We start from the raw sequence: 21843 nt of genomic DNA, 5'->3' as shown, positions 1-21843 counted from the left end.
TTTAGCAGGGGAATTTGTGGCGTTTAGTGTGGCGATAACGCTACATCACTCACCTGTCGTAGCGGCCGCAGCAATATTAAATACTTATACTTAATTTAATATCAGAACAACCATCTGGGTATTTATATTTAAAATAGCTACAGTGTTATATATTACACCTAATGTTGTATCATCATACGTCTTGCATTAACGTTACGTCTTAAATTAGCCTTGTTGCAACAACCGCAGCATTTTAATACCTTTTAAGTAATCCAATAAAACTTATCCTTCACATTGCCGTGCGCCTATCCTATTGGCGTGCAGGTTGACTACGGGAAAATGGCTTACTGTTTATGGTAATGGATACGGATATTCCGTTAGTAAATGTATAAAGGAAGATCGGTAAAGCAATGAATGTATTCACGCTATGTATGAATAGATTATTAAGTATTATTCTTACGTTAAAGAAGACGTGCCTTATTTATTCTTGGCGTTGGTCTGTACTCAATTTATTTATACTGTTTTCCCCACTCACACAGGCTGCATTGCCCAGTGCTGGCCAGGCTATCAGAGACGTAGAAACCACGAAGCCTAGTTTGCCGCCACCGGTAGCTTTACCTTCCTCTCATCCTGAGAAACCACAGGTTGCTGTCAGCGACGCCACCTCGCCACGTTTTTGGGTTGCCGGCTTTCGGTTTGAGGGTAATCAGGCTATTTCTGCCGAACGGCTGGCGTCTTTGCTGAACAAGCTTGGTGGACATGAATCAAGCCTGGCGCAATTACAGGAGGCTGCACAGCGTGTGACGGCTTATTACCGTCAACAAGGCTATGTGCTGGCTCATGCCTATTTGCCCAAGCAGGAAATCGTTGACGGCTATGTGCGTATCGCGGTGGTTGAAGGCCGATACGGGCAAATCCGTTTGGCCAACAAGTCGCACGTTCGTAGCACTGTATTGCAACAGCCCCTATCAGGCTTACGCAGCGGCGATATTGTCCGCGGCGATACGCTTGAGCGCAGCCTGCTGCTGCTCAGCGATATCTCAGGTTTATTAGTCAAAAATACACTCTCACCCGGCGCACAACCCGGCACGACCGATCTCACTGTCGATGCTGCGTCGGCCCCGTGGTTGAGCGGTTCGCTACAGGTCGATAATTATGGCGATACCTACACAGGTGAATACCGTGGCGGCGGAGTGCTCAGTGTCAATAGCCCGTTGCGGCTGGGGGATCAGTTAGATTTGCGCTTGTTGAGCAGTGATAAACACCAGCGCTACTACCGTGCGGCTTATCAACTCCCGGTAGGACCTGGGTCCAGCCACGTGGGTATCGCACGTTCGCAGATGAACTACCGATTAGGAAAGGATTTCAGCGAGTTGCAGGCTCATGGCGATGCCATTATCAACAGCATATTTATTTCCCAGCCACTGCTGCGCAGTCGCGCCGCAAATATCAACGCACAACTGCAGTTTGAGGATAAAAGGTTGCGGGATGATATCGATCTTTTTGATAGCCGCAGCCGAAAGACGGTGGCTTTGTGGAGCGCGGAGATCGGCGCCAACGCGCAGGATCGCCTGTTTGGCGGCGGCCAAAGCGCAACGTCGTTGACCTATGGATTTGGCAAACTGACTATCGATGACCCCTATGCCCGTCACTGGGATAGCCTGACGGCGGATACTGCGGGCCAGTTCCGCAAGCTGACGTTCAGCGCATTGCGCCTGCAAAATTTGAGCGAGCGTTTCCAACTCTACGCCCAACTGAATGGCCAATGGGCGTCTGGCAACCTGGATTCATCAGAAAAGTTCGGCATTGGCGGCCCCTATGGCGTACGCGCTTTTGCGCCCGGCAGCGGCAACGGCGACCTAGGGTGGCAGGGCAGCCTGGAGTTGCGCTATTCCCTTATGCCCGGCTGGCAACTGAGCACCTTTGTCGATCAGGGGCAGGCGCGCATCAATAAACAGCCATGGACCACGGAAAAAAACACCGTACATATGGCCGCTGCAGGCGGCTCTCTGGGGTGGGGAGGCGAGCATCATCAGGTCTCCCTTACCGCCGCTTTGCCGCTGGCCCGTTCGGGCACCGGCGGCAGTACGGAAAAATCCCCGCGAATTTGGATTCAGGCGGCCAGATATTTCTGAGCGTCTGATGATGAAGCCCTTGCTGCCGGAGAGCAGCATAAAGTGAATCAATAAGGAAATAAGATAATGAATAAAATCTACGCATTAGTATGGAACCCTGCACAAGACTGCTGGAACGTGGTTAGCGAAAACTGCAGCCGTCGCGGCAAACGCAGCAGCAAGCGCCGTTTGGCGGTAGTGCTGTCGCTGCTGGGCCTGGCGGCGCTGGAGCCGGCTTACGCGCTGCCGACCGGACAAAATATCGTTTCTGGTCAGGGGAATATCTCCACCAATGGCCAGCAAATGACGATCAACCAACAGAGTGACAAATTGATCACCCAATGGGACAGCTTCAGTGTGGGCGGAAACGAAAGTGTCACCTTCCATCAGCCGGGCAGCAGCTCGGTGGCGCTGAACCGCGTGGTAGGCGTTAACGGCAGTGATATCCAGGGGAAAATCGACGCCAACGGCAAAGTGTTCCTGGTGAACCCGAATGGTGTGGTGTTCGGCAAAAACAGCCAGGTGAACGTGGGCGGGCTGGTGGCTTCGACGCGTGACATCAGCAATGCCGATTTCCTGGCGGGTAAAAATCGCTTCGTCGGCCAATCTCAGGCGGAAATGCGCAACGACGGCACCCTGACGGCGGCGCAGGCCGGCAGCGTGGCGCTACTGGGCGCCCGCGTCAGCAACCAAGGGGTGATTCAGGCGCAGGTGGGTAGCATCGCGCTGGGGGCGGGTGATGACATCACGCTGAACTTTGACGGCAACAAACTGCTGAACCTGCAGGTAGACAGCGCGGCGGTGAATGCGCTAGCGCAGAACGGCGGCTTGCTGAAGGCCGAGGGCGGCCAGGTGCTGATGACCGCCAAAGCGGCGGGTGACATGCTGCAAACCGTGGTGAATAACCAGGGGACCATCACCGCCACCACGCTGCGCAACCAGGCGGGACGCATCGTGCTGGATGGCAGCAACAGCGGTGTAGTTAACGTAGCGGGTACGCTGGACGCCAGTGCGGCGGCGGGCAATGGCGGGCGCATAGAAACCAAAGGCGCACGCGTGGCGGTACAGCCTGCAGCACAGGTAACCACTCTCGCGGCCAACGGCAAAACCGGCAGTTGGCAGATAGCGGCGGCGGAGGTTAATGTCGCGGAAACGGGGACCATCAAGGGTGAAACCCTGTCGGCTACTCTGGCCAACAGTAATATTGAACTGGCCAGCACGCAGGGGAATGTCTCTGTCTCCGCGCCGGTTGAGTGGCAGAGCGGCAATAAGCTCACGCTGACCTCCGAACGGGCAGGCGTCAACATCAATGCGCCGCTGAAGGCGACGGGAGCGGGCGCGGGTCTGGCACTTAACCACAAAACCGGTCATAAGCTGAATAACGGGGCGGCAGTAACTCTGTCCGGCACCGGCGCCTCGTTCAGCGTAAACGGCGAAGATTATAAGGTCGTTCAGAATGTGGCCCAGCTACAGGATATCGATAACGATCTCAATGGGCGCTATGTGCTTGGCAACGGCATCAGCGAGACGCGTCGAATGAAATCCATCGGCGATAACGCTGATTTTAGCGGCGTTTTTGATGGTCTGGGCAATACGATAAAAGGGCTGTCCATTTACAGCACCGGGCCTTTCACCGGGCTTTTCGCCACGTCAAGCGGGAGCATCAGCAACGTGAAACTGGATGCGCTGAGCGTATCGGGGAACGGCGCAGCGTCAGGCGGGAGCATGGTGGGCGCGCTAACCGGTTTCAACACTGGCGAGATCGCCAATGTTGAAGCAACCGGGATACGCGTGAGCGGTGGCGTAGATCTCGGTGGTTTGGTGGGCTTAAACCTGGGGACCATCGCCAATGCTTCGGCATCCGGTAAGGTTATCGCGGGGCGTTATACGCAATCCGTTGGCGGTTTGGTCGGCAACAACTCGAACGAAAACGCACAGATTATCAATAGCCGGGCGGCGATTGATATTTCGGGAGACATGCAGAATGCCCAGACTGAAACCGGTGTTGGCGGCTTGGTCGGGAAAAACCAGGGCAAGGTCATCAATTCTCGTAGCCAGGCGACGATCAACGTCAGCGGTTCAGCGCTTAACATCGGCGGTTTGGCCGGTATAAATGCCAGCCGAGGGCAAATCATTAACTCCGGGGCATCCGGCGCGATCATCGGGAAAAAAGACAGCCATGTTGGCGGCCTGATTGGCCTGAACCGCGGCATTGTCATCAATGCCGATGCCAGCAGCCGGGTAGAAGGTTGGGGAACACGTTCAGCGGGAGGATTGATCGGTTGGAACGAGCAGGGCACGTTGAGCAATGTTAAAGCCAGCGGCGAGGTGACGGATACAACCGGCACGTACATTGGTGGGTTGGTTGGCCGCAATACCGGCGGCCGAGTGGGGAACGCCGAGGCGTCCAATAATGTTACCGGCGGCGCAAATGCCTATATTGGCGGTTTGATTGGCCATAATGAAAACGGCGACCTAAACAACCTTAAGTCGACGGGAACCACCCGAGGGGGAGAGAACAGCAACATTGGCGGCCTGATCGGTTACAACCGAGGGAAGTTATCTAATGCGAGCGCTATCGGTGATGTTTATTCCGGCAAAGGCAGCATCGCCGGTGGGTTGGTCGGCATCCAGTCGGGTTACGCCATCGCCAATGCAAAAGCGGACGGCGGTGTCATCGGTACGGGTAGCGCCTCTGTCGGCGGTTTAGCGGGCGAAAATCAAGGGGGTGCATTGAGCAACGTTCAGGCGCGTAGCGCCGTCAGTGGCGGGGCTTACGCTGGTGGTTTAGTCGGCAACAATATCGGCGGCACCATCGCCAATGCGCAAGCAGAAGGAACGGCCGTTGCCGGTAATAATAGCCGGGTCGGCGGATTGATCGGCAACAACGAGCGCGGTACGGTCAATAACTCTTCGGCTCGCGTCGATGTCAGGGGCGGTGATAAGAGCTACGCCGGTGGTCTGGTGGGGCATAACAGCGGTGCATTAATTCTGACCAATGCCAAGGGAAATGTGATTGGAGGTGCTGAAAGTTATGTCGGCGGGCTTGTAGGCCTGCACGCCATGGGGGCCTATGGCGATATAAACCAGGCCAGCTCTACGGGGAACGTCACGGGCGGCAATAAGAGCTACGTTGGCGGGCTGGTTGGGCAAAACGAAGCGCTGATTACCAACTCCAGCGCTTCCGGGCTGTTGCGTGGTGGAAACGGCACCACGCTGGGCGGGTTGGCCGGGATGAATTTCGGTAAAATCACGCGTTCGCTGTTCTCCGGAAATATTAAGGTATCACCGACGGCGGAAGGCCTGAGAGTTGGTAGCTTGGCGGGCGCCAATTTTGGTTCCCTGGAAGGAAACCGCGTCTCGGGAGACGTTGAAAAACTGCCGGCGGCGGGGTTGAATTTGCGCCCAGGCTCCATTAAGTAACCCTCCCCCACCCGGCGGGCCATGCGCCTGCCGGGTGATCTGGCATAGCAGGATGGTCGGTACCTCATCCACGCCACCTTATCCTTAGCGATTGCAACTATATCTTGACTGCCCCCTCTTCTTATACCGTCCAGTGAACTGCTTGAGAACCTTTGCTTTCAAAGGGGCAAAATATTATGTCATTCTTTTTACTAGGATTATTCTTACCTCTATGTGTTTGTATTTTAATAATATACAATGGAATTCAGTAAGTGAGCATTCAGCCACGTAACATGAAATTGGGTAACCATTGAGCCGAAAAAATGAAGTTCATAATAAACAAAAGACTTAAATATCATGAGGATAGGTCAATAATCGAAGCCATTGACGACAATATGGAGCCCATTGCCCTTACCACAACGTTAAATCGGTTATTAGCACTCTTGGTTAAAAATAATAATGTGTTACTGACCCGTGAACATATTCTGACTCAGGTTTGGGATGATCACGGGCAGACGGCATCAAACAATAACCTTAATAACTATATTTCGATGCTCAGAAAGATCCTCGCCACGCTCGGCGAAGAAGACATTATTAGCACTCTGCCGCGGCAAGGTTTCATGTTCAACGCTGCCGAGGTTAATACTATAGACAGTGACGTATTTATCAATTCCGAACAGCATGAACCGAATCAATTTCCAGATAGCAGCGATGAAGAAATAACGCCAATCACAACCAGTAAAAAACCTATCCAAATTATTTTACTTTGTTTTTTGTTCATTGCGTCTTTAGCTCTGCCCCCTTTGGTATTGAACACGGGAGGCTATAAGAAAATTGATGAAAAAAGCATTGGGATGGTGGGGAAGTGTAATGTTAAAGTTGCCGTTGATTATCATAATCTAAATAAAATAAATATCGATTACCCCGCACTTAAAAACAAGCTAAGTTCCTGGGGAATTAACTGTGCGTCGCCGGCGGTTATTTACTATTACAGCAGCAATATGTTAAGTAGTGCAACAACGTTAAATAATGTTTTTACGTTTTATTCTTATTGCCCATTGCCGGCAAAAGGTAATTCAGAGGTAAAGTGTGAGAATTACTATGAAAAAAATGCTTAATTTTAAGTTTTTTTTAGTTTTCGGCGTAATTGTATTTTTAGCGAGCATCGCCGCATCAGCATATCTTTATATTGAAAAACACTCAGTTCCAGAGTGTTCTACCGTGGTCAAGATGTTTGATACACTTAATGATGGCAGAGTGATAAAAAAAGTTATATTTATTAATGTTATCAAATCGGGATGGCGCGAGGCGACATTTGAGTTTCATGGGAACATCTCAGATGGAAATAAAAGTTATCTGCTAAGCCGCCAGGTTGTTACGGAGTACTCATACAAAAACGGCTATTATTACTTCAATATCAAAGAGGGGTTGGTTAATCCGCGTGATGGCGTTAAAAGGCCCGATCTCAATGCGCTTTTCCCTAAATGGAAGAATAATCTTTACCTGCATATTTCACAGTTAAATGAAAATAGCTTTATGTTTTTGAATAATAATGTTCCAGTATTTATTTGCAATAAGTCAAAACACCCTTAACAACACGCGAGGATCAATGCATGTTGTTAAGGGGGAGTGTGATGGTAAAAGTGACTTTCAGATATTCAGGTGTTGCCTGAATATTATTACTGGCATTAATGACAATTATTATCAATGGCAGTGCTCTGGTTATTTCTTTGACCCTATTGGCGTTTGAATATGCATACTATGGTAATTATTGATTTAATAAAATCTATTTTAATTTGAAATGTAAGAGTTTTCACAAGGTTTTACTGCATCGAGCGGGCAATAGGTCAACAATGGCGACTTTTTCTCACTTTCTTTGCTTTCCATATCACCATAGTAGTAAACATTCGCCTTCACATTGCAATTGTAACGTATGTCATAAATCATGTCTTTTATATCTTCCAGATGTTTCCCATCAACTTTAATCGTATATATGTTGCAGTTCTTATATTGTCCCAGTTTGGTCATGCTGGTCTGATTATGGTTGTTGTATAAAAAAACGGCGGCTAGCATGAGGATACTGATTAGAAGATACAACATCATAATCATATAAGGCGCTCTTACGGCCAGTGAGGCTCTTTTCCCGTTGCTGTTTGCCCCCTGATCATCGTGCAGCGTTATAGCATCTGGATGCTCTTGCGCTGCGCTGGCATCCATACGATGGATTGTTTTGGCGACAAACTTAAACCCTTGTCGCGGGTAGGTGACAAGTATTTCATCTTCCCCCAGCTGAGCCAGTGATTTCCTTAAGCCTGAAATATAGTTGTTCAGGTTATTGTTTGACGCCTTTAATCCATAATCCTCCCATACGTCATTAAGCAGCTGCTCACGCGTGACCAGCAGGTTATTGTTCCGTACAAATAAAGAGAGCAATCTGGCCGTGGGTTTAAGCAGCAAGATTTTACTGCTTGAATCATTAATTATCTCCAGCGTGCCCGCTTGTTCATTATAACTTACGTTACCATTAATAATAAAAATCATATTTTTACCTTTCAACTTTCCTGTCGAGATTTGATTCTGCGGGCGTGGTTCGCTTTTTTCAATCCCCAGAACGGGTTGGCAATGAGAATTATCCTTATATTTCTACGATATTTAACGTTAGAAGGTAATAAACATTTTATAATTTAATAATTATTGATATTTTAAATCTATTTTTTGGCTTTAAAATCTACAAATCTTATATTTTTTATATATAAATCCTGTTTTTTGTTATTTTTACGACATAATATTTCGAATTGAATTCAGCTAGGGTAGATTAGTGTGGCTGGCAACGATTGGCCGGAAATAACAACCAAAACAGATATACAGATAATCAGTTTTTCTGTTTTGCGAGTTTTACAGCAATTATCGATATTTTTTCTTATATGGAATGTAAGGGCTTTATATGAAACTGAACAAAATCATGATGGCAGCAGTACTGGCTTTCGGCGCAACTTCTATGATGGCGCAAGCGGCTGACCAGGGCCACGGCACTGTGACTTTTAAAGGCGCAATTATTGACGCACCTTGTTCTATTGCCCCTGAATCTGTTGACCAAACTGTGGAAATGGGTCAAGTGTCAAACGTTGCACTGAAAAATGGCGGTAAATCCGTACCACGTCAGTTTGACATTAAATTAGAACAGTGTGACACCACCACGATGAAGTCCGTAACCACGACCTTTAGCGGCAAATCCTCAGCGGCGAGCGCAGATCGCTTGGGCATCATCGGTACCGCCAGCGGCGCCAGCATCGCTATCACCGATATGGCAAGCAACCCGATCAAACTGGGTACCGCAACGCCTTCTCAAACGCTGAATGACGGTAACAACACGCTGCGTTTCGCCGCATACCTGCAGGGTGATGGCACTAAAGATGCTGAAGTGGTTCCAGGTGATTTCACTGCCGTGGCCGATTTCAAGTTGGCTTACCAGTAAGCATCAACCTTGATGTGATGACTTGTGCATGCGAGATATCTCGCATGCATTTTTCCTGAGATGGGAAGGTATTTGTCAAAGGTGTTCAATGAATCAGCTTATTCGCTTTGTAGTGGCTCCCTGCATATTGATTGGCGCACTTATTCCCCCGCAAACGCAGGCTGCCACTCAGGCGCAAGGATGGGGACGCATCAATATGCAAGGGGCCATTATTGATACCGCCTGTGCCATTGCCGCCGGCAGCCGGGAACAGGTTATTGATATGGGAAGCATACCCGTTGCCGATATTATTCGCGACGGCCAGGGAATAACCAAACCTTTCTCTATTGAGTTAATCAACTGCATATTAACCCGACCGAATAATACATTGCCGGACTGGCAGCATTTTCAGGTGACCTTCGACGGTGAAGCGGACGGCGAATTATTTGGTGTGCAGGGAGAAGCAAAAGGCGTTGCGCTGCAAATTGCCGATGGGCAGGGAAATATTGCCACGCCAGGGAAACCTCTGCCGCTTGGGGATATTTCATTAGGCGCCATGCAGCTGAAATATGCTATGCGGCTGGTGAGTAATAGTCAAGCGGTGCGGGCAGGTGCATATTCTACCGCCGTGCGTTTTAAATTGGATTATTACTGACGCGGATAAAAATTATTAAATAACGGGATTGTGGCTATGGTGTTTATTCCTGCAAGGAAGCTGTTTCGTATTCAACTGTTAAGGATCTGTATTTGTCTGGCGATAAGTACTGCGGTGCCGCAGGGCTATGCCGATGACGGCATACAGTTTAATACCGACGTGTTGGACGTGAATGACCGGAAAAATATCGACCTGAGCCAGTTCTCCCGCAGCGGTTACATGATGCCGGGCGCATATAGTCTGACGGTGCACATCAATAAAAATGAGTTGCCTGAGCAGAACATCCATTTCTACCCGCCGGACGACGATCCGAAAGGCAGCCAAGCCTGCCTTTCACCGGCGCTGGTAGATCAGCTGGGGCTGAAAGAGGATGCACAGAAAGCGCTGCATTGGTGGCATCAGAACGAATGTCTGGATATCACCAGCCTGAAAGGGATGGAAGCCCGCGGCGACCTGGCCACAGCGGCGCTGTACCTGAGCATTCCGCAGGCTTACCTGGAATATTCTTCGGCGGACTGGGACCCGCCATCGCGCTGGGATGAGGGCATTCCGGGGCTGTTGTTTGATTACAACCTCAACGGCCAGACTCAGCGCCAGCAGCGTGATGGCGTTCAGAGTTATAGCCTGAGCGGCAACGGCACCGCCGGCGCCAACCTCAGCGCCTGGCGGCTGCGCGCCGACTGGCAGGGGCAACTCAACCACCAGACCGGCAGCGGGCGGGGTACCGACCAGAGGCTGGACTGGAGTCGTTATTACGCTTACCGGGCACTGCCGGCGCTGCGCTCGCGGCTGACGCTGGGAGAGGACTACCTCAGCTCCGGGATGTTCGACAGCTTCCGTTTTACCGGCGCGAGCCTGGTGTCGGACGACAATATGTTGCCGCCAAACCTGCGCGGTTATGCGCCGGAGGTGGTCGGGGTGGCGAAGACCAACGCCAAAGTGACCATCAGCCAGCAGGGCCGGGTAATTAGCGAAACCCAGGTGGCGGCGGGGCCGTTCCGCATTCAGGACATCAACGATGCGGTATCCGGTGAGCTGGACGTGCGGGTGGAAGAACAGGACGGCACTGTGCAGGAATTCAAGATGAATACCGCCAGCATTCCTTATTTGACGCGCCCTGGATCGGTGCGTTTCAAGGCGGCTGTGGGGCGGCCGTCCGACTGGCAGCACCATACCAACGGCCCGCTGTTCGGCACCGGGGAGTTTTCCTGGGGGGTGAGCAACGGCTGGTCGCTGTACGGCGGCGCACTGGGCGGCGGCGATTACAACGCGGCGTCACTGGGTATCGGCCGTGACCTGATGGTGCTGGGCGCGCTGTCGTTTGACGCCACCCAGTCGCGAGCGCGTTTGCCGCAACAGGACGGCACGCTGAGCGGCGGCTCGTACCGCCTGAGCTATTCGAAGAACTTCGACGAGCTAGACAGCCAGGTGACCTTCGCCGGCTACCGCTTCTCGGAACAGGATTTTATGAGTATGAGCGAGTACCTGGACGCGCGCTATGAGGGCCGTCGGATGGGCAATAGCAAGGAGATGTACACCATCACCTTCAACAAGCAGTTCCGCGACGCCGGGGTCAGTTTGTACATGAACTACGACCACCAGACCTACTGGGACCGGCCGGTGGACGACCGTTACAGCCTGACGCTGTCGAACTATTTCGACATCGGCCGGTTCAAGAACCTGAGCCTGTCGCTGTCCGGGTACCGCAACAAGTATAACGGCAGCAATGACGACGGCATCTACCTGTCGCTGTCGATGCCGTGGGGCAACGGCGCCAGCGTCAGTTACAACACCTCGGTGAACCGTAACGATACCACTCATAGGGTGGGGATCTATGACCGGATTGACGAGCACAGCAACTACCAGCTGAGTGCGGGCCATTCACGCGGCGGTGCCAACCTGAGCGGTTACTACAGCCGCGAGGGCGATATTGCCCAGATGAACGCCAACGCAAGCTACCAGGAAGGCAGCTACAGCGCGCTGGGCTTCTCCGCCCAGGGCGGCGCGACGCTGACGCCGCAGGGCGGCGCGCTGCACCGCATCGGTATGCCGGGGGCGACGCGTCTGCTGGTGGACACCGGCGGGGTAGCCGGGGTGCCGGTGCGTGGCTACGGCAGCACGGTGGATACCAACCGCTTCGGCAAGGCAGTGGTCACAGACGTGAACAGCTACTACCGCAACAAGGCCAGTATTGACCTGAACAAGCTTGGGGATAACGCCGAGGCCACCAAATCTGTGGTACAGGCCACCCTGACCGAAGGCGCGATTGGTTACCGCAAGTTTGACGTGATCGCCGGGGAGAAGGCGATGGCAGTCATTACCCTGGCGGACGGTCGCACGCCGCCGTTCGGCGCCACGGTGATGAACGCCAATAAACAGGAAACAGGGATAGTGAACGACGGCGGCAGCGTCTACCTGAGCGGCATTCAGGCCGGTGACCGTATGACGGTGCACTGGAGCGGCGCAGCGCAGTGTGCCATCAGCCTGCCGAAGACGCTGCCGGACAGCACGCTGAGCAACCTGTTGTTGCCGTGCAGGGCGCTGTCGGCGGAAGAGCCAGACGCGCAGTAAGTGCAGACACCCTATTTGAATCAGTAAGAGAGGCTTTTTATGAAAACGCATTTTGTCATCAACAAACAATGCCTGACCACCGCCGCCCTGCTGGGCGCCCTGCTGGCCCCACAGGTGCAGGCGGCGATAGCACTGGACCGCACCCGGGTGATTTTTGACGGCGGCCAGAACTCGGTCAGCCTTAACATCAGTAACCAGAACAAACAGTTGCCGTACCTGGCGCAGGCCTGGCTGGAAGACGAACAGGGCAACAAAATGCAGAGCCCGCTGGTGGTGCTGCCACCGGTACAGCGGGTAGAGCCGGGCAAGCCGAGCCAGGTGAAAATCCAGGCGCTGCCGGCGGCCAAACAGCTGCCGCAGGATAGGGAGACGCTGTACTACTTTAACCTGCGGGAAATTCCGCCGAAGAGCGACAAGCCGAATACCCTGCAGATAGCGTTGCAGACGCGCATCAAGCTGTTCTACCGCCCGGCGGCGATCGCGCCGCAGCAGAACGCTGCGCCGTGGCAGGAACAGCTGACGCTGACCAAGCAGGGTGACAAATATCAGGTGAATAACCCGACGCCGTATTACATCACGCTGGTAGATGCCGGCAGCAAGAAAGGGGCCGAAGGGGTGAAGGGCTTTGAGCCGCTGATGGTGCCGCCGCTGGGCAATGTTTCGCTGGGTGTCAGCGCCGCGGCGCTCGGTAGTCGCCCGGTACTGACCTACATCAACGACTACGGCGGCCGCCCGCAGTTGACCTTCAGCTGCAGCGGCAGCGCTTGCCAGGTGGCACCGGAAAAGAGCAAGTCATAACGCCACAGGCCAAGCCAGGGGCAGGTGAACAGGAGGAAGAACGATGCAACGGATAAGCAAAACACTGAGTCAACGCCTGCCGGGTTACCGCGACTGGCAGTACTACGGCACTCTGGGGGCACTGGCGCTGATGGTGCCGATCGCGCTCGGCACTATGCTGCTGTTGTTGCCGACTGCCCACGGGCAGGCGGTGGATAATTGGTACACCGACGGTGCCAACGGCGTGCTGCAGGTGCGCGGCGCATTGACCGAAAGCGCCTGCCGGCTGGAAATGGGCAGCGCGCGGCAGGACATCCAGCTGGGTGAAACCGGCACCGGCAGGCTGCAAAACGTCGGTGACCGGGGCACGTCGGTGGGCTTTGAGCTGCGTTTGCAAGATTGCCTGCGCAGCCCGGCGGGCAGCCGCGACAGCCGCACCGGCGGCCTGACCTGGGCGGCGCATCAGCCGGCTGTAACGGTGAGCTTCAGCGCCCCGGCGGATGTTAACAATCCGCAATTGGTGAAGGCGCAGGGCGTCTCCGGGTTGGGACTGCGCCTGACCGATCCGCTGGGGCAGGACGTGCGGCTGGGCAGCCGGGGGCAGCCGCTGCTGCTGACCCCGGGGCAGAACGCGCTGGCGTATCAGGTGACGCCGGAGCGCACCCGCGCGCCGTTGGTGGCGGGGGCCTATTTCGCTGCGGTGGATTTTCGGCTGAGCTATGACTGAGGGAGGGATAGTGAAGAATAAAATAACCAATGGATGGCGCAGGATGGCGCTGGTCTCCCTGCTGGCATCGGGAAGCGCGCTGGCCACCGACATTAAGGTGAGCGTTACCGTGATTGCTCCGCCGCATTGCACCGTTAACGGCGGCAAAGCCATCTTGGTGGATTTCGGCACTGATTTGGTCACCACGCGGGTTAACGGCAACAACTATGTGAAGACGGTCGATTACACGCTGGATTGCCGGGGCAACAGCCGCAATGCGATGAAAATGCGCGTGGTGGGCACCGCTACAGACTTTAATCGCAATGCGTTGCAAACCCAGCAGAGCAACCTGGGCATCGAGCTGCGCGCCAACGGGCAGCCGTTAGCCATCAACGGCTGGTTGAATTTTACCTATCCAAACGCCCCCACTCTGCAGGCAGTGCCGGTAAAGCGCAATAACAGCGTACTGAAGACGGGCAGTTTTTCCGCCGGGGCAACGTTGATGGTGGACTACCAATGAATAGAGTAACGGCGCTATTCGGGCGCGGGGCATTCTTCATTTGCCTGGCAATGCTCGCCCCCCAGTTATGGGCGGCGGATAACGAGGCCGCCATGCAGTTTAAGGGCGTGCTGAACGCCCCGCCGGCCTGCACCATCAATAATAATCAGCGCATTGACGTTAACTTTGGCGAGCGCGTGGGGGTCAATAAGGTCGATGGGGAAAATTACCGCCAAACGGTAAATTATGAAATCAATTGCGAACCGAATCAGCACGGGTTGGCGCTGGGTTTGAGCCTGACGGCAGGCCCCAGCAGTTTTGATTCCGCCGCGGTGCAAACCAATATACCGGATTTGGCTATTCGGGTGTTGCTGGCCGGCCAGCCGTTTGTACTGAACAAGCGCGTCAATATTGATAGCGCCGCCCCACCGCTGCTGCAGGCGGTGCCGGTAAAGCGGCCGGGCAGCAACCTGAAGGCCAATGCATTCCTCGCAACGGCGACTCTGTTGGCTGACTATCAATAATAAGAGTTATGCGAAGGATAGACGATGAAGAAATGGATTTTGTTATGGTTGGTTGGCCTCTGGGGTATTAGCAGCACCCCTGCGTTGGCTTTTTATCTAGAATCTGAGGTTACGCCTGGTAGCGGTTATAATGCATATACTCTTTGGATTAAGGATATAGACTATAATGACCCTAGCCCAAACCCATTTTTGCAGTGTGATCCTTCTATCGGAAGCATCGATAAGTGTGTCCTGGAGATAGAATATGGTGATAGGTGGTCACACTCACAGATCAAACGCATGATTGATATTAATCATTCAGGGAAGACAGTGAAAACCATGGGTGGGGTATGGAAATATATCGTTGCTCTAACTGGTGGTTATCTTGAAAGTCCTAAACATTACAGTATAAATATGCGTGTCGACTGTTTCAGATTACTTGCACGCGTCAGTTATAACCGATATGTACGCGTTCCCGGGGATGTATCACAATGTCGGCCGCCGGTTGTTGGCCCCAACGTATGTTCTGTCCAGGAAGCAAATATTGCGCTGGAGCATGGCATGCTGGCACCCGGCAGGGTGAACGGCAATATCGCCTCGGGGATATTCCACGTCAGTTGTGTCACACCTCTGCCTATAACAGTTATTTCTCAGGATGGTGTTACAAATGACATCAGGCTATCTCCAATGAGCAATTTCAGAAGTCGGATAAAGGTTAACGATGTGGATCTGGCTAAAGGCGTAGAGATATCGGCAACCCCTGCGGGAACGCCGGTACGGATCACCTCCGAACTGGCGGGCTATGACCAAACAGAAATGGGGCATTTTCAAGGCTCTACGGTAATGGTTATCTCGTTTTTATAGCAAAACTATCCAGGCAGGCGGCGCCTTTAAATAAAACGCGCTCACGCCTGGGCTTTCCACCGGCGCTGATATTCTCTAAAGGGCGATGAATTTTTTTGGTTGCAAAAATGACAGCGGCGGCAATATTACTGGGGGATATTATGGGCAACTGTGCCGCCGTTGAAAATGTGCGTTTTTATGGCGCTTTGGTGGAGGAACCTTGTTCTCTGCGCCCCGGCGATGATGCTATCTACCAGTGGTGCAGTAATTTATTATGCGTAATGGTTTTATTTGGAGAGGGAAGTGAGACGAATAATTTTCTGTTTGACTATTATTTTCTGCCACCAAGCATATTCGTTTGTCAATGCTAATGTTACTGTTGATTGGCAATTGGCTCAAGGGGGAGAGGTTTTACGTTTTAATATTTTATCGGTTGATCCTATCCGTAACGACAGCATATTTGACTGCGGCGGTATTCTTTCTAAGCCAAAATGTCAGATAATGATAGCTCGTGGTGGGAGGTTTACTCCTCCATATAATGTTTTTTTACCTTTAAAAGGTAAGCAGACATTTACTACATTAATCGATACGTGGAGTAAAAGTCTTCCGGCAAGCGGCGCAATAGCGGACTGGGGTAAATGGGTTAAGGAAAATAACGGGAAGGCTCCCTGTATAGTTTTTGATGCTGTTAGTGACGGTAATTATGGAGAGTCATTTGCTAGTTCTTGTAACGGTACTGTTACTCCGCCGCCGGTAGATCCGCCGGAGCCGCCCGTATCCTGCTATTTAAACGGCAATATCTATTTGCAGCACGGCACCCTGGCGGCAGATAACGTCACGGGCGACAAGACCGATACTGTCGCTAACCTGTATTGCACACGTGCGGCAAAGGTAAAACTGCAAGCTTTAGCCAGCCTTGGCGGCAACAGCAATGTGGTGAATCTGCGCGCTGACGGCAGCCTCAAGTCTTCTTTGAGCGTCGGGGGCTATGCCGGCAATGATGGCGTGTTGTTGGATGTGCCGGGGACTGGCGGAAAAGCGGTGACGTTCTCCTCGGTTCTTATTTCCAACGGTGCGCTCGTGCCGGGATCTTTTACCGGCTCTGGAGTGGCGGTGCTTGATATTCTCTAAAGGGCGATGAATTTTTGGGTTGCAAAAATGACAGGGGCTAATAAAACACCATGAAAATAAAAGATGCGTGCCGAAAAATGACAGCGGCGGCAATATTGCTGGGAGCGGTAATGGGCAACTGCGCCGCCGTTGAAAATATGCGTTTTCATGGCGCGTTGGTGGAGGAACCTTGTTCTCTGCGCCCCGGCGATGAGGCTATCCAACTGGATATCGGCACCGTGGTAAACAAATACCTTTATCTTAATGGCCGCACGCTGGGCAAAGCCTTTGAAATACAGCTGCAAGATTGCGATCTCAGCCTGGGTAAAACGGTCAGCGTGGCTTTTCGCGGCGTCGAGAGCGTCGGCTTGCCGGGGCTGCTGGCGCTGGACGCCGGCAGCCAGGCAGCCGGCGTGGCGATCGGCATGGAAACCTATGAAGGGCAGCCCCTGGTATTGAATAAGCCTGGCAGCCAGTATCCTTTGGCGGCTGGCCGAACGGTAATGCAGCTGAAGGCCTATGTGCAAGCTGAGCCGGAGGCGTTGGCGCAAAAGTCCATTCGACTTGGCGCGTTCAACGCCATCGCCACTTTCAGTTTGCAATACGAATAATGTGCCGTTGCGCTCCCTTGGTTTGAGATTTAGTTATTCTCTCAACGTTTTTGTTAATGTAACTGTTGGATAAATAAGAGTGGGTAAAATCGCGTTCAGGGGAGTGGGAGGGCGGCTGATTAGTCAGTTGCTAATTGCCTTTTTTATTTTCGCCATGCCTTTTTCGGCCGGTGCTTACTGGATTAAAAGTGAAATAGTCTGGGGGAAATGGAAACAGAATCCGGATGGGCAATTAAGCATTCCTTTCACCGTTGTGCGGTTAACGTCAGATAACGATCCTCGTTATCCGCTGTTATGTGATTATGCCTGCAGATTATTGATAGCGCCTTATTCAGGCAATGGTGGCTCACCTATGACTATCGACTACGTTTCCAGCAAAACGCTGCTGACGCTGGCGCAGGTGGTGGCGAGAATAAATGCGGAACTCTTGCCGTGGTCAGGAAACGTTGTGGTTCGTAACGACTCTTTCCCTGAAGAACGGTGTTTTATCGCCGAAATTTTTACCTCCGGGGGGGAAACCGTTCCTGAAAACTCATGCACCCAGAATACGCCGCCACCGCCAGTCTTTATCCAATGCGCCATGGATAAAGATATTGTGCTGCAGCATGGGGTGCTGGAGGTGGAAAAGGTCAACGGCAACATCGCCACCGCCACTGCAGCCTTATCCTGCAGCGGGCGTGCGCAGGTGCGGGTTACTGCCCGCAGCGCACAAGGGGATAAGATCGTGCTGGATAAGCAAAGCGGCCTTTCGTCGCAGTTGAAAGTGAACGGATACAGTGGCGGCAGCGGCGTAAAGTTAACCTTTTATGCTAAAGGGAGCCAGAACATCACCTTTACTTCTACATTACAGTCGAGCGCTCCGGCAGCCGGCAGTTTCCAGGGCAGCGGTATAGTGGTGGTTGATATACTGTAAATCGTGAAACTCATGGTGCGGCCAACGCCGCAGTCTTGCCGAAAAACGAATAGCGGCTGTAAATTGTTTTATTATTCTGGGGTAATAAAACGCAGTTATTTTATTTTTTCGTTGCCAATTATCGGATTGTTTACACTCTCCATCCAGAATGACGAGTTCCGCCTGTCGAAAATTAACGCATATCTACGTTGATTACCAAGGGAGTTTATATGAAGGACCAGGTTTCCATAGCTATTTATGATGAAGACCAATACTTCAGCCTGGGGTTGAAGAACTTGTTGCAGGATTATTTCTCACGGCGCAACATCTCTGTGAATACTGATGATGAACAAAATGGCAGGGAGAATCATATCGAGTTGATTTTTTCCTCGGCATCGGAAAAGGCCCGGCATCTTCCCTATCATTTGGATAGCGATACTCACAGCGCGGCGAAGATGTTTTTTCATATCGGCACGCCAGGCAGATGCAGAGAAATACGGGGCGGATGCGGCTGGCGTTATGCCGGTTCGCTGCCGCGGCGTGCGTCTTACGACGCCTTCGATGAGATGTTGACAGGCGCTCTGGCCAGGCGCTCGCCAGGTGAGCGCCTGGAGCGCTGCCCTTCCTGTGCCGGGAAGTATCTTTCCTCGCGGGAAAAACAGGTAATGACTTATTTACGCCAGGGGTTTAGTCAGTCGCAGGTCGCCGCGCGCATGCAACTTAGCGTCAAAACTGTGCATTCGCATAAACGTTCGCTGATGCAGAAAATGGCTTTGAAAAATAAGCATGACTTTATTTACTGGCTGATCCAATAACGTTGGCGTTGTAAATGGAGTTTTATAACTAGTGTTATTGTTTTTATTATAATTTGATGAACCAAGGGATTATGTTCATGGAAATTTGCATTGCTTTAATTTTGTCTCTGCTAAGTATATATTCCTTTTATAAACATTTTACACATGTTAGAAAGCGAGAGCTGCACGTGTGTCGGGTAAGAAATCGCTCCTCGTAAATCATTTGTTTATGGAATGATGTTCTTGGGTCAAATAAAGATGGCTTCTGATATTAAGCCAGGAAGCAAGCTGTGTTGCAGACATTGTTTAATTTTGTGACGTCGTAGGGTAAATAACCCGACAGGGTTATTCAATAAAGTAAAAGGAGATATTTATGATGAAGAAAAAACACTTATTGCTGGGTTGTGCGCTCCTGATGAGCGCTCAATTTTCTTATGCCGGGATTGTCATTGAAGGTGGCATCAACAGCAACACTTCGAGTGGTCCTGGCGGCATAAGCGTCGCTATTGGCAGCAATGCCACCGGTGATGGAAAAGGTGGCAATGGCGTAGGTACCGTTGTCGGCGGTAACGGCAGTGTTCAACAAGACAACGGGGCTGCAGATCAATTGCAGAAAGATATTTATGCGTCAATGTGCGCCAGTCCGTTTATGAAGAAGTACGCATCCATCTGCCAGTAATGTCCATATCTGTTTTGACCAAGCCCGCCTTATGGCGGGCTTTTTTATATTATCGTCGTATGTTCAACGGCGAGCCCAACGCCTGAAAAACAAAAAAACCGCTATAGGTAGTGACCTGCATTTGAAATCGGCTAGTTTTGCCAAGCCTGACCCAGCAAGAAAGCCAGCGCCTGCATCCGGTTGAGGCGCGGATCACAGGCGGTGTAATAACGATGGGATAAATCCCGCTCACTGATTTGCTGAAGCCCGCCGGTGCATTCGGTCACCTCCAGGCCGGTCATTTCAACGTGCAGTCCACCGGGGTGGACGCCGTGCTGATGCATTATGGCGGAAGATCACAGGAGTGATAAATAACACCTATACATTTGATATTTTTTATTATTTTTAAAATAAAAATTAATTTTATACATGTCGCTATACACAAACACCAACGTGAAAAATTCTTACTCACACATGTAAAGCGGCTTTAGCCAGAGAAAAAGATTTATTGGATAACTGGTCACAGTGTTCATTTTATAATTTTTCAATATAAATCAAAATATTAACCTGTGATCGGTTTTCCTGAACTCTACATAACCCTTCACATCAGGGTGAACAGTGCTCCGGCATGATCGCCTGCTTACTAACCCCGATAGGCACCTGAACTCACCAGCTGCAAGCCCCGCCTTTTACTCCCTTGAAGAAAACCAAGTCCCTTGTTCAATCCTCAGTGCAGATCATCAGCGTTTGATTCGTCAGAGAGAGAGCATAATCCCACGTATTCACTCTTGTGATTTTCATTTTAAGGTCATCGTACCTCAACGCGCTGAAAACCTCCGTGATGTCGGAACTCCTCTTGTCCATATGCATAGAAAAATACCCACCCTCTTTTTTATAGGTGAACTCGACAATCCCATTGGTCAATGTCTGGGGGGAGTTCGGGCATACCGAGGTTCCCGAAATCAGCCAGTATCCGCGCCCGTTAGCGTGCATGGCGAGAAACACATCAAAGACGCTGTTCCTGTCGCACTTATCTGCCAGTAATTTACTGTGTATCCTGGCCCGACATTCAAAAGCGGGATCCTGCGTAGTGCGTTGCCAGGCAATATTAACAGCGGCAACCACGCTAATCACCCACATCACAATACCGAGCTTATTTTTTATCTTCATTTTCTTTCTTCGACATATAGTAATTGTCGCACGGCGCTTTTCCATCATACGCGCAGTAAGTGAGCAGGTCGGTCATAATCACATGCCCGGAGGCATCCATTTTCTTATCGGCAAAATAATACACATTGGCTTTACGATCGCAGTTTAACTTTTCGTTGTTTACGATCATCCTGAGGATGGAAAGAGTATCTGTGTTTTCCAACCCACGGGTGACATCATCCATAAGAAAAAATTTGCATTGATCAAGTGTGAGAACTTCCGTGCGCAAGGATTTCATACTCCATTGCTCATAAGCTCCCGGTAACCACAAAACCAGCGCCAGGGCTATAACGCCACCCAGTAGCCCTATGTTTTCTTTTAGCCAGGAAAGAGAAACAAACATGTTTCCCTTTACAGTAGAAGTAGAAGCAGAAGGTAAAACTAATTTCTTTTCAATATTTCCTACCAATGACGGTAGTTTTTCCTCATCTGTTTTCGCCAGGATCGTGATATCTGCCTCGAACAAAAAACCGTGCTTCGGGACGGTAGTGATCAACTGTGGACAACCGCAATTCGCCAACGTTTTCCTGAGAATAGAGACATAATTGCTTAGGTTATTACTTGAGGCATTCAAGCCTCTTTTATCCCATAACTCGTTGAGCAGAGTATCCCTGCTTAACAACTGATGATTATTTTTAATTAACAACAGCAACAGCTCATTGACTACCCGAGAGAGCTTGATCATATCAATAGCGTTATCTGGGCTCAGCAAGGTCCCGTCATCCGAATTGTATTTAACAACACCGTTAATGATGCACTCCATACCCTCTCCTCAATGACTCTTTGCTTCTCTATGCTTACAGTGGCAACGCTGCAAGTGCAGTATCATCCTGTACGCATCCCCTGAAGCTAAGCAGCTTGACTTCCACACGGTAATTTTAAACCTGTCTGATGTACCGCATTCTATTTGTTATTGTTTTCAGCAACGCCGCTTTATAAGCGCCACCGTGTTTTTCCCTTTACGTTAAAAACTGCGCGCGATTTTACAGGAAAATTCTTAAAAATCGACTGAATATAGCACTCCTTCAGCATAAGCAACAGAACCAACCTCCAACCGATATCAGAA

The 21843-nt window shown here is 51.2% G+C and carries 21 protein-coding genes; 17 read left to right on the top strand and 4 right to left on the bottom strand.

What is annotated here, in order from left to right:
* Nucleotides 1-575: 575 nt before the first annotated feature.
* The 4 genes from F8R23_RS21840 to F8R23_RS21825 all read left to right on the top strand — a co-directional run bounded on the left by F8R23_RS21840 (nt 576) and on the right by F8R23_RS21825 (nt 7088).
* Nucleotides 576-2114, top strand: coding sequence for a ShlB/FhaC/HecB family hemolysin secretion/activation protein (locus F8R23_RS21840; protein ID WP_232810869.1), 1539 nt, complete (start codon nt 576-578; stop codon nt 2112-2114).
* 66 nt (nt 2115-2180) lie between these two features.
* Entirely contained in the window at nt 2181-5516 is a 3336-nt protein-coding gene (locus F8R23_RS21835) for a GLUG motif-containing protein (protein WP_151416018.1), read from the top strand.
* A 302-nt stretch (nt 5517-5818) separates the two neighbouring features.
* On the top strand, nt 5819-6613 hold the full coding sequence (locus F8R23_RS21830; protein WP_151416017.1) for a winged helix-turn-helix domain-containing protein: 795 nt from the start codon (nt 5819-5821) through the stop codon (nt 6611-6613).
* Complete coding sequence (locus F8R23_RS21825; protein WP_151416016.1) at nt 6597-7088, top strand: hypothetical protein; 492 nt, start codon at nt 6597-6599, stop codon at nt 7086-7088. Before F8R23_RS21830 ends, F8R23_RS21825 begins: the two co-directional genes overlap by 17 nt.
* A 198-nt stretch (nt 7089-7286) precedes the next feature.
* Here F8R23_RS21825 and F8R23_RS21820 read toward each other — a convergent pair whose 3' ends face one another.
* Complete coding sequence (locus F8R23_RS21820; protein WP_151416015.1) at nt 7287-8036, bottom strand: winged helix-turn-helix domain-containing protein; 750 nt, start codon at nt 8034-8036, stop codon at nt 7287-7289.
* Nucleotides 8037-8439: 403 nt separating this feature from the next.
* Between F8R23_RS21820 and F8R23_RS21815 the strand changes: the two genes are divergently transcribed.
* The 13 genes from F8R23_RS21815 to F8R23_RS21755 all read left to right on the top strand — a co-directional run bounded on the left by F8R23_RS21815 (nt 8440) and on the right by F8R23_RS21755 (nt 19589).
* On the top strand, nt 8440-8970 hold the full coding sequence (locus F8R23_RS21815; protein WP_151416014.1) for a fimbrial protein: 531 nt from the start codon (nt 8440-8442) through the stop codon (nt 8968-8970).
* Nucleotides 8971-9058: 88 nt separating this feature from the next.
* A complete protein-coding gene (locus F8R23_RS21810) occupies nt 9059-9604 on the top strand; it encodes a fimbrial protein (protein ID WP_151416013.1) in 546 nt (181 codons plus the stop codon).
* Nucleotides 9605-9640: 36 nt separating this feature from the next.
* Nucleotides 9641-12175, top strand: a complete 2535-nt coding sequence (locus F8R23_RS21805) for an outer membrane usher protein (protein WP_151416012.1) — start codon at nt 9641-9643, stop codon at nt 12173-12175.
* Nucleotides 12176-12214: 39 nt separating this feature from the next.
* Nucleotides 12215-12973, top strand: coding sequence for a fimbria/pilus periplasmic chaperone (locus F8R23_RS21800; RefSeq protein WP_151416011.1), 759 nt, complete (start codon nt 12215-12217; stop codon nt 12971-12973).
* A 43-nt stretch (nt 12974-13016) separates the two neighbouring features.
* Nucleotides 13017-13679 (top strand): fimbrial protein, encoded by a 663-nt coding sequence (locus F8R23_RS21795; RefSeq protein ID WP_151416010.1) that lies wholly within the window; start codon nt 13017-13019, stop codon nt 13677-13679.
* A gap of 10 nt (nt 13680-13689) precedes the next feature.
* Complete coding sequence (locus F8R23_RS21790) at nt 13690-14178, top strand: fimbrial protein (RefSeq protein ID WP_244953411.1); 489 nt, start codon at nt 13690-13692, stop codon at nt 14176-14178.
* Nucleotides 14175-14681 carry a fimbrial protein gene (locus tag F8R23_RS21785; protein ID WP_170288002.1) on the top strand — a complete coding sequence of 169 codons (507 nt, stop codon included), beginning with the start codon at nt 14175-14177 and terminating at the stop codon, nt 14679-14681. The genes F8R23_RS21790 and F8R23_RS21785 overlap by 4 nt, the downstream gene beginning before the upstream one ends.
* 24 nt (nt 14682-14705) lie before the next feature.
* Nucleotides 14706-15524: an MrpH family fimbial adhesin gene (locus F8R23_RS21780; RefSeq protein WP_151416009.1), complete on the top strand. Its 819-nt coding sequence runs from the start codon at nt 14706-14708 to the stop codon at nt 15522-15524.
* A gap of 282 nt (nt 15525-15806) precedes the next feature.
* On the top strand, nt 15807-16634 hold the full coding sequence (locus tag F8R23_RS21775; protein ID WP_139281213.1) for an MrpH family fimbial adhesin: 828 nt from the start codon (nt 15807-15809) through the stop codon (nt 16632-16634).
* Nucleotides 16635-16711: 77 nt separating this feature from the next.
* Nucleotides 16712-17224, top strand: a complete 513-nt coding sequence (locus F8R23_RS21770; RefSeq protein WP_244953410.1) for a fimbrial protein — start codon at nt 16712-16714, stop codon at nt 17222-17224.
* A gap of 79 nt (nt 17225-17303) precedes the next feature.
* Nucleotides 17304-18137, top strand: coding sequence for an MrpH family fimbial adhesin (locus tag F8R23_RS21765; protein WP_151416007.1), 834 nt, complete (start codon nt 17304-17306; stop codon nt 18135-18137).
* Nucleotides 18138-18346: 209 nt separating this feature from the next.
* A complete protein-coding gene (locus F8R23_RS21760) occupies nt 18347-18931 on the top strand; it encodes a helix-turn-helix transcriptional regulator (protein ID WP_151416006.1) in 585 nt (194 codons plus the stop codon).
* A 352-nt stretch (nt 18932-19283) separates the two neighbouring features.
* A complete protein-coding gene (locus F8R23_RS21755; RefSeq protein WP_151416005.1) occupies nt 19284-19589 on the top strand; it encodes a hypothetical protein in 306 nt (101 codons plus the stop codon).
* 131 nt (nt 19590-19720) lie between these two features.
* Here the strand turns inward: F8R23_RS21755 and F8R23_RS21750 are convergent, their stop codons facing one another.
* The 3 genes from F8R23_RS21750 to F8R23_RS21740 all read right to left on the bottom strand — a co-directional run bounded on the left by F8R23_RS21750 (nt 19721) and on the right by F8R23_RS21740 (nt 21540).
* Complete coding sequence (locus F8R23_RS21750; protein ID WP_244953409.1) at nt 19721-19912, bottom strand: 3-deoxy-7-phosphoheptulonate synthase; 192 nt, start codon at nt 19910-19912, stop codon at nt 19721-19723.
* 376 nt (nt 19913-20288) lie between these two features.
* Nucleotides 20289-20738, bottom strand: a complete 450-nt coding sequence (locus F8R23_RS21745; protein WP_151416004.1) for a hypothetical protein — start codon at nt 20736-20738, stop codon at nt 20289-20291.
* Entirely contained in the window at nt 20722-21540 is an 819-nt protein-coding gene (locus F8R23_RS21740) for a winged helix-turn-helix domain-containing protein (protein WP_151416003.1), read from the bottom strand. The genes F8R23_RS21745 and F8R23_RS21740 overlap by 17 nt, the downstream gene beginning before the upstream one ends.
* Nucleotides 21541-21843: the final 303 nt, after the last annotated feature.

The organism is Serratia proteamaculans, assembly GCF_008830365.1.
In the GTDB taxonomy this organism is placed as follows: Bacteria; Pseudomonadota; Gammaproteobacteria; order Enterobacterales; family Enterobacteriaceae; genus Serratia; species Serratia proteamaculans.
Note: the sequence above shows the minus strand (reverse complement) of the source record. Positions and strands in the feature narration are given on the sequence as shown.

Excerpts from the sequence above, each read along its gene's own strand:
- F8R23_RS21835 (WP_151416018.1), top strand. The coding sequence starts at position 2,181 with ATGAATAAAATCTACGCATTAGTATGGAACCCTGCACAAGACTGCTGG.
- F8R23_RS21830 (WP_151416017.1), top strand. The coding sequence starts at position 5,819 with ATGAAGTTCATAATAAACAAAAGACTTAAATATCATGAGGATAGGTCA.
- F8R23_RS21825 (WP_151416016.1), top strand. The coding sequence starts at position 6,597 with ATGAAAAAAATGCTTAATTTTAAGTTTTTTTTAGTTTTCGGCGTAATT.
- F8R23_RS21820 (WP_151416015.1), bottom strand. The coding sequence starts at position 8,036 with ATGATTTTTATTATTAATGGTAACGTAAGTTATAATGAACAAGCGGGC.
- F8R23_RS21815 (WP_151416014.1), top strand. The coding sequence starts at position 8,440 with ATGAAACTGAACAAAATCATGATGGCAGCAGTACTGGCTTTCGGCGCA.
- F8R23_RS21810 (WP_151416013.1), top strand. The coding sequence starts at position 9,059 with ATGAATCAGCTTATTCGCTTTGTAGTGGCTCCCTGCATATTGATTGGC.
- F8R23_RS21805 (WP_151416012.1), top strand. The coding sequence starts at position 9,641 with ATGGTGTTTATTCCTGCAAGGAAGCTGTTTCGTATTCAACTGTTAAGG.
- F8R23_RS21800 (WP_151416011.1), top strand. The coding sequence starts at position 12,215 with ATGAAAACGCATTTTGTCATCAACAAACAATGCCTGACCACCGCCGCC.
- F8R23_RS21795 (WP_151416010.1), top strand. The coding sequence starts at position 13,017 with ATGCAACGGATAAGCAAAACACTGAGTCAACGCCTGCCGGGTTACCGC.
- F8R23_RS21785 (WP_170288002.1), top strand. The coding sequence starts at position 14,175 with ATGAATAGAGTAACGGCGCTATTCGGGCGCGGGGCATTCTTCATTTGC.
- F8R23_RS21780 (WP_151416009.1), top strand. The coding sequence starts at position 14,706 with ATGAAGAAATGGATTTTGTTATGGTTGGTTGGCCTCTGGGGTATTAGC.
- F8R23_RS21770 (WP_244953410.1), top strand. The coding sequence starts at position 16,712 with ATGACAGCGGCGGCAATATTGCTGGGAGCGGTAATGGGCAACTGCGCC.
- F8R23_RS21760 (WP_151416006.1), top strand. The coding sequence starts at position 18,347 with ATGAAGGACCAGGTTTCCATAGCTATTTATGATGAAGACCAATACTTC.
- F8R23_RS21755 (WP_151416005.1), top strand. The coding sequence starts at position 19,284 with ATGATGAAGAAAAAACACTTATTGCTGGGTTGTGCGCTCCTGATGAGC.
- F8R23_RS21750 (WP_244953409.1), bottom strand. The coding sequence starts at position 19,912 with ATGCATCAGCACGGCGTCCACCCCGGTGGACTGCACGTTGAAATGACC.
- F8R23_RS21745 (WP_151416004.1), bottom strand. The coding sequence starts at position 20,738 with ATGAAGATAAAAAATAAGCTCGGTATTGTGATGTGGGTGATTAGCGTG.
- F8R23_RS21740 (WP_151416003.1), bottom strand. The coding sequence starts at position 21,540 with ATGGAGTGCATCATTAACGGTGTTGTTAAATACAATTCGGATGACGGG.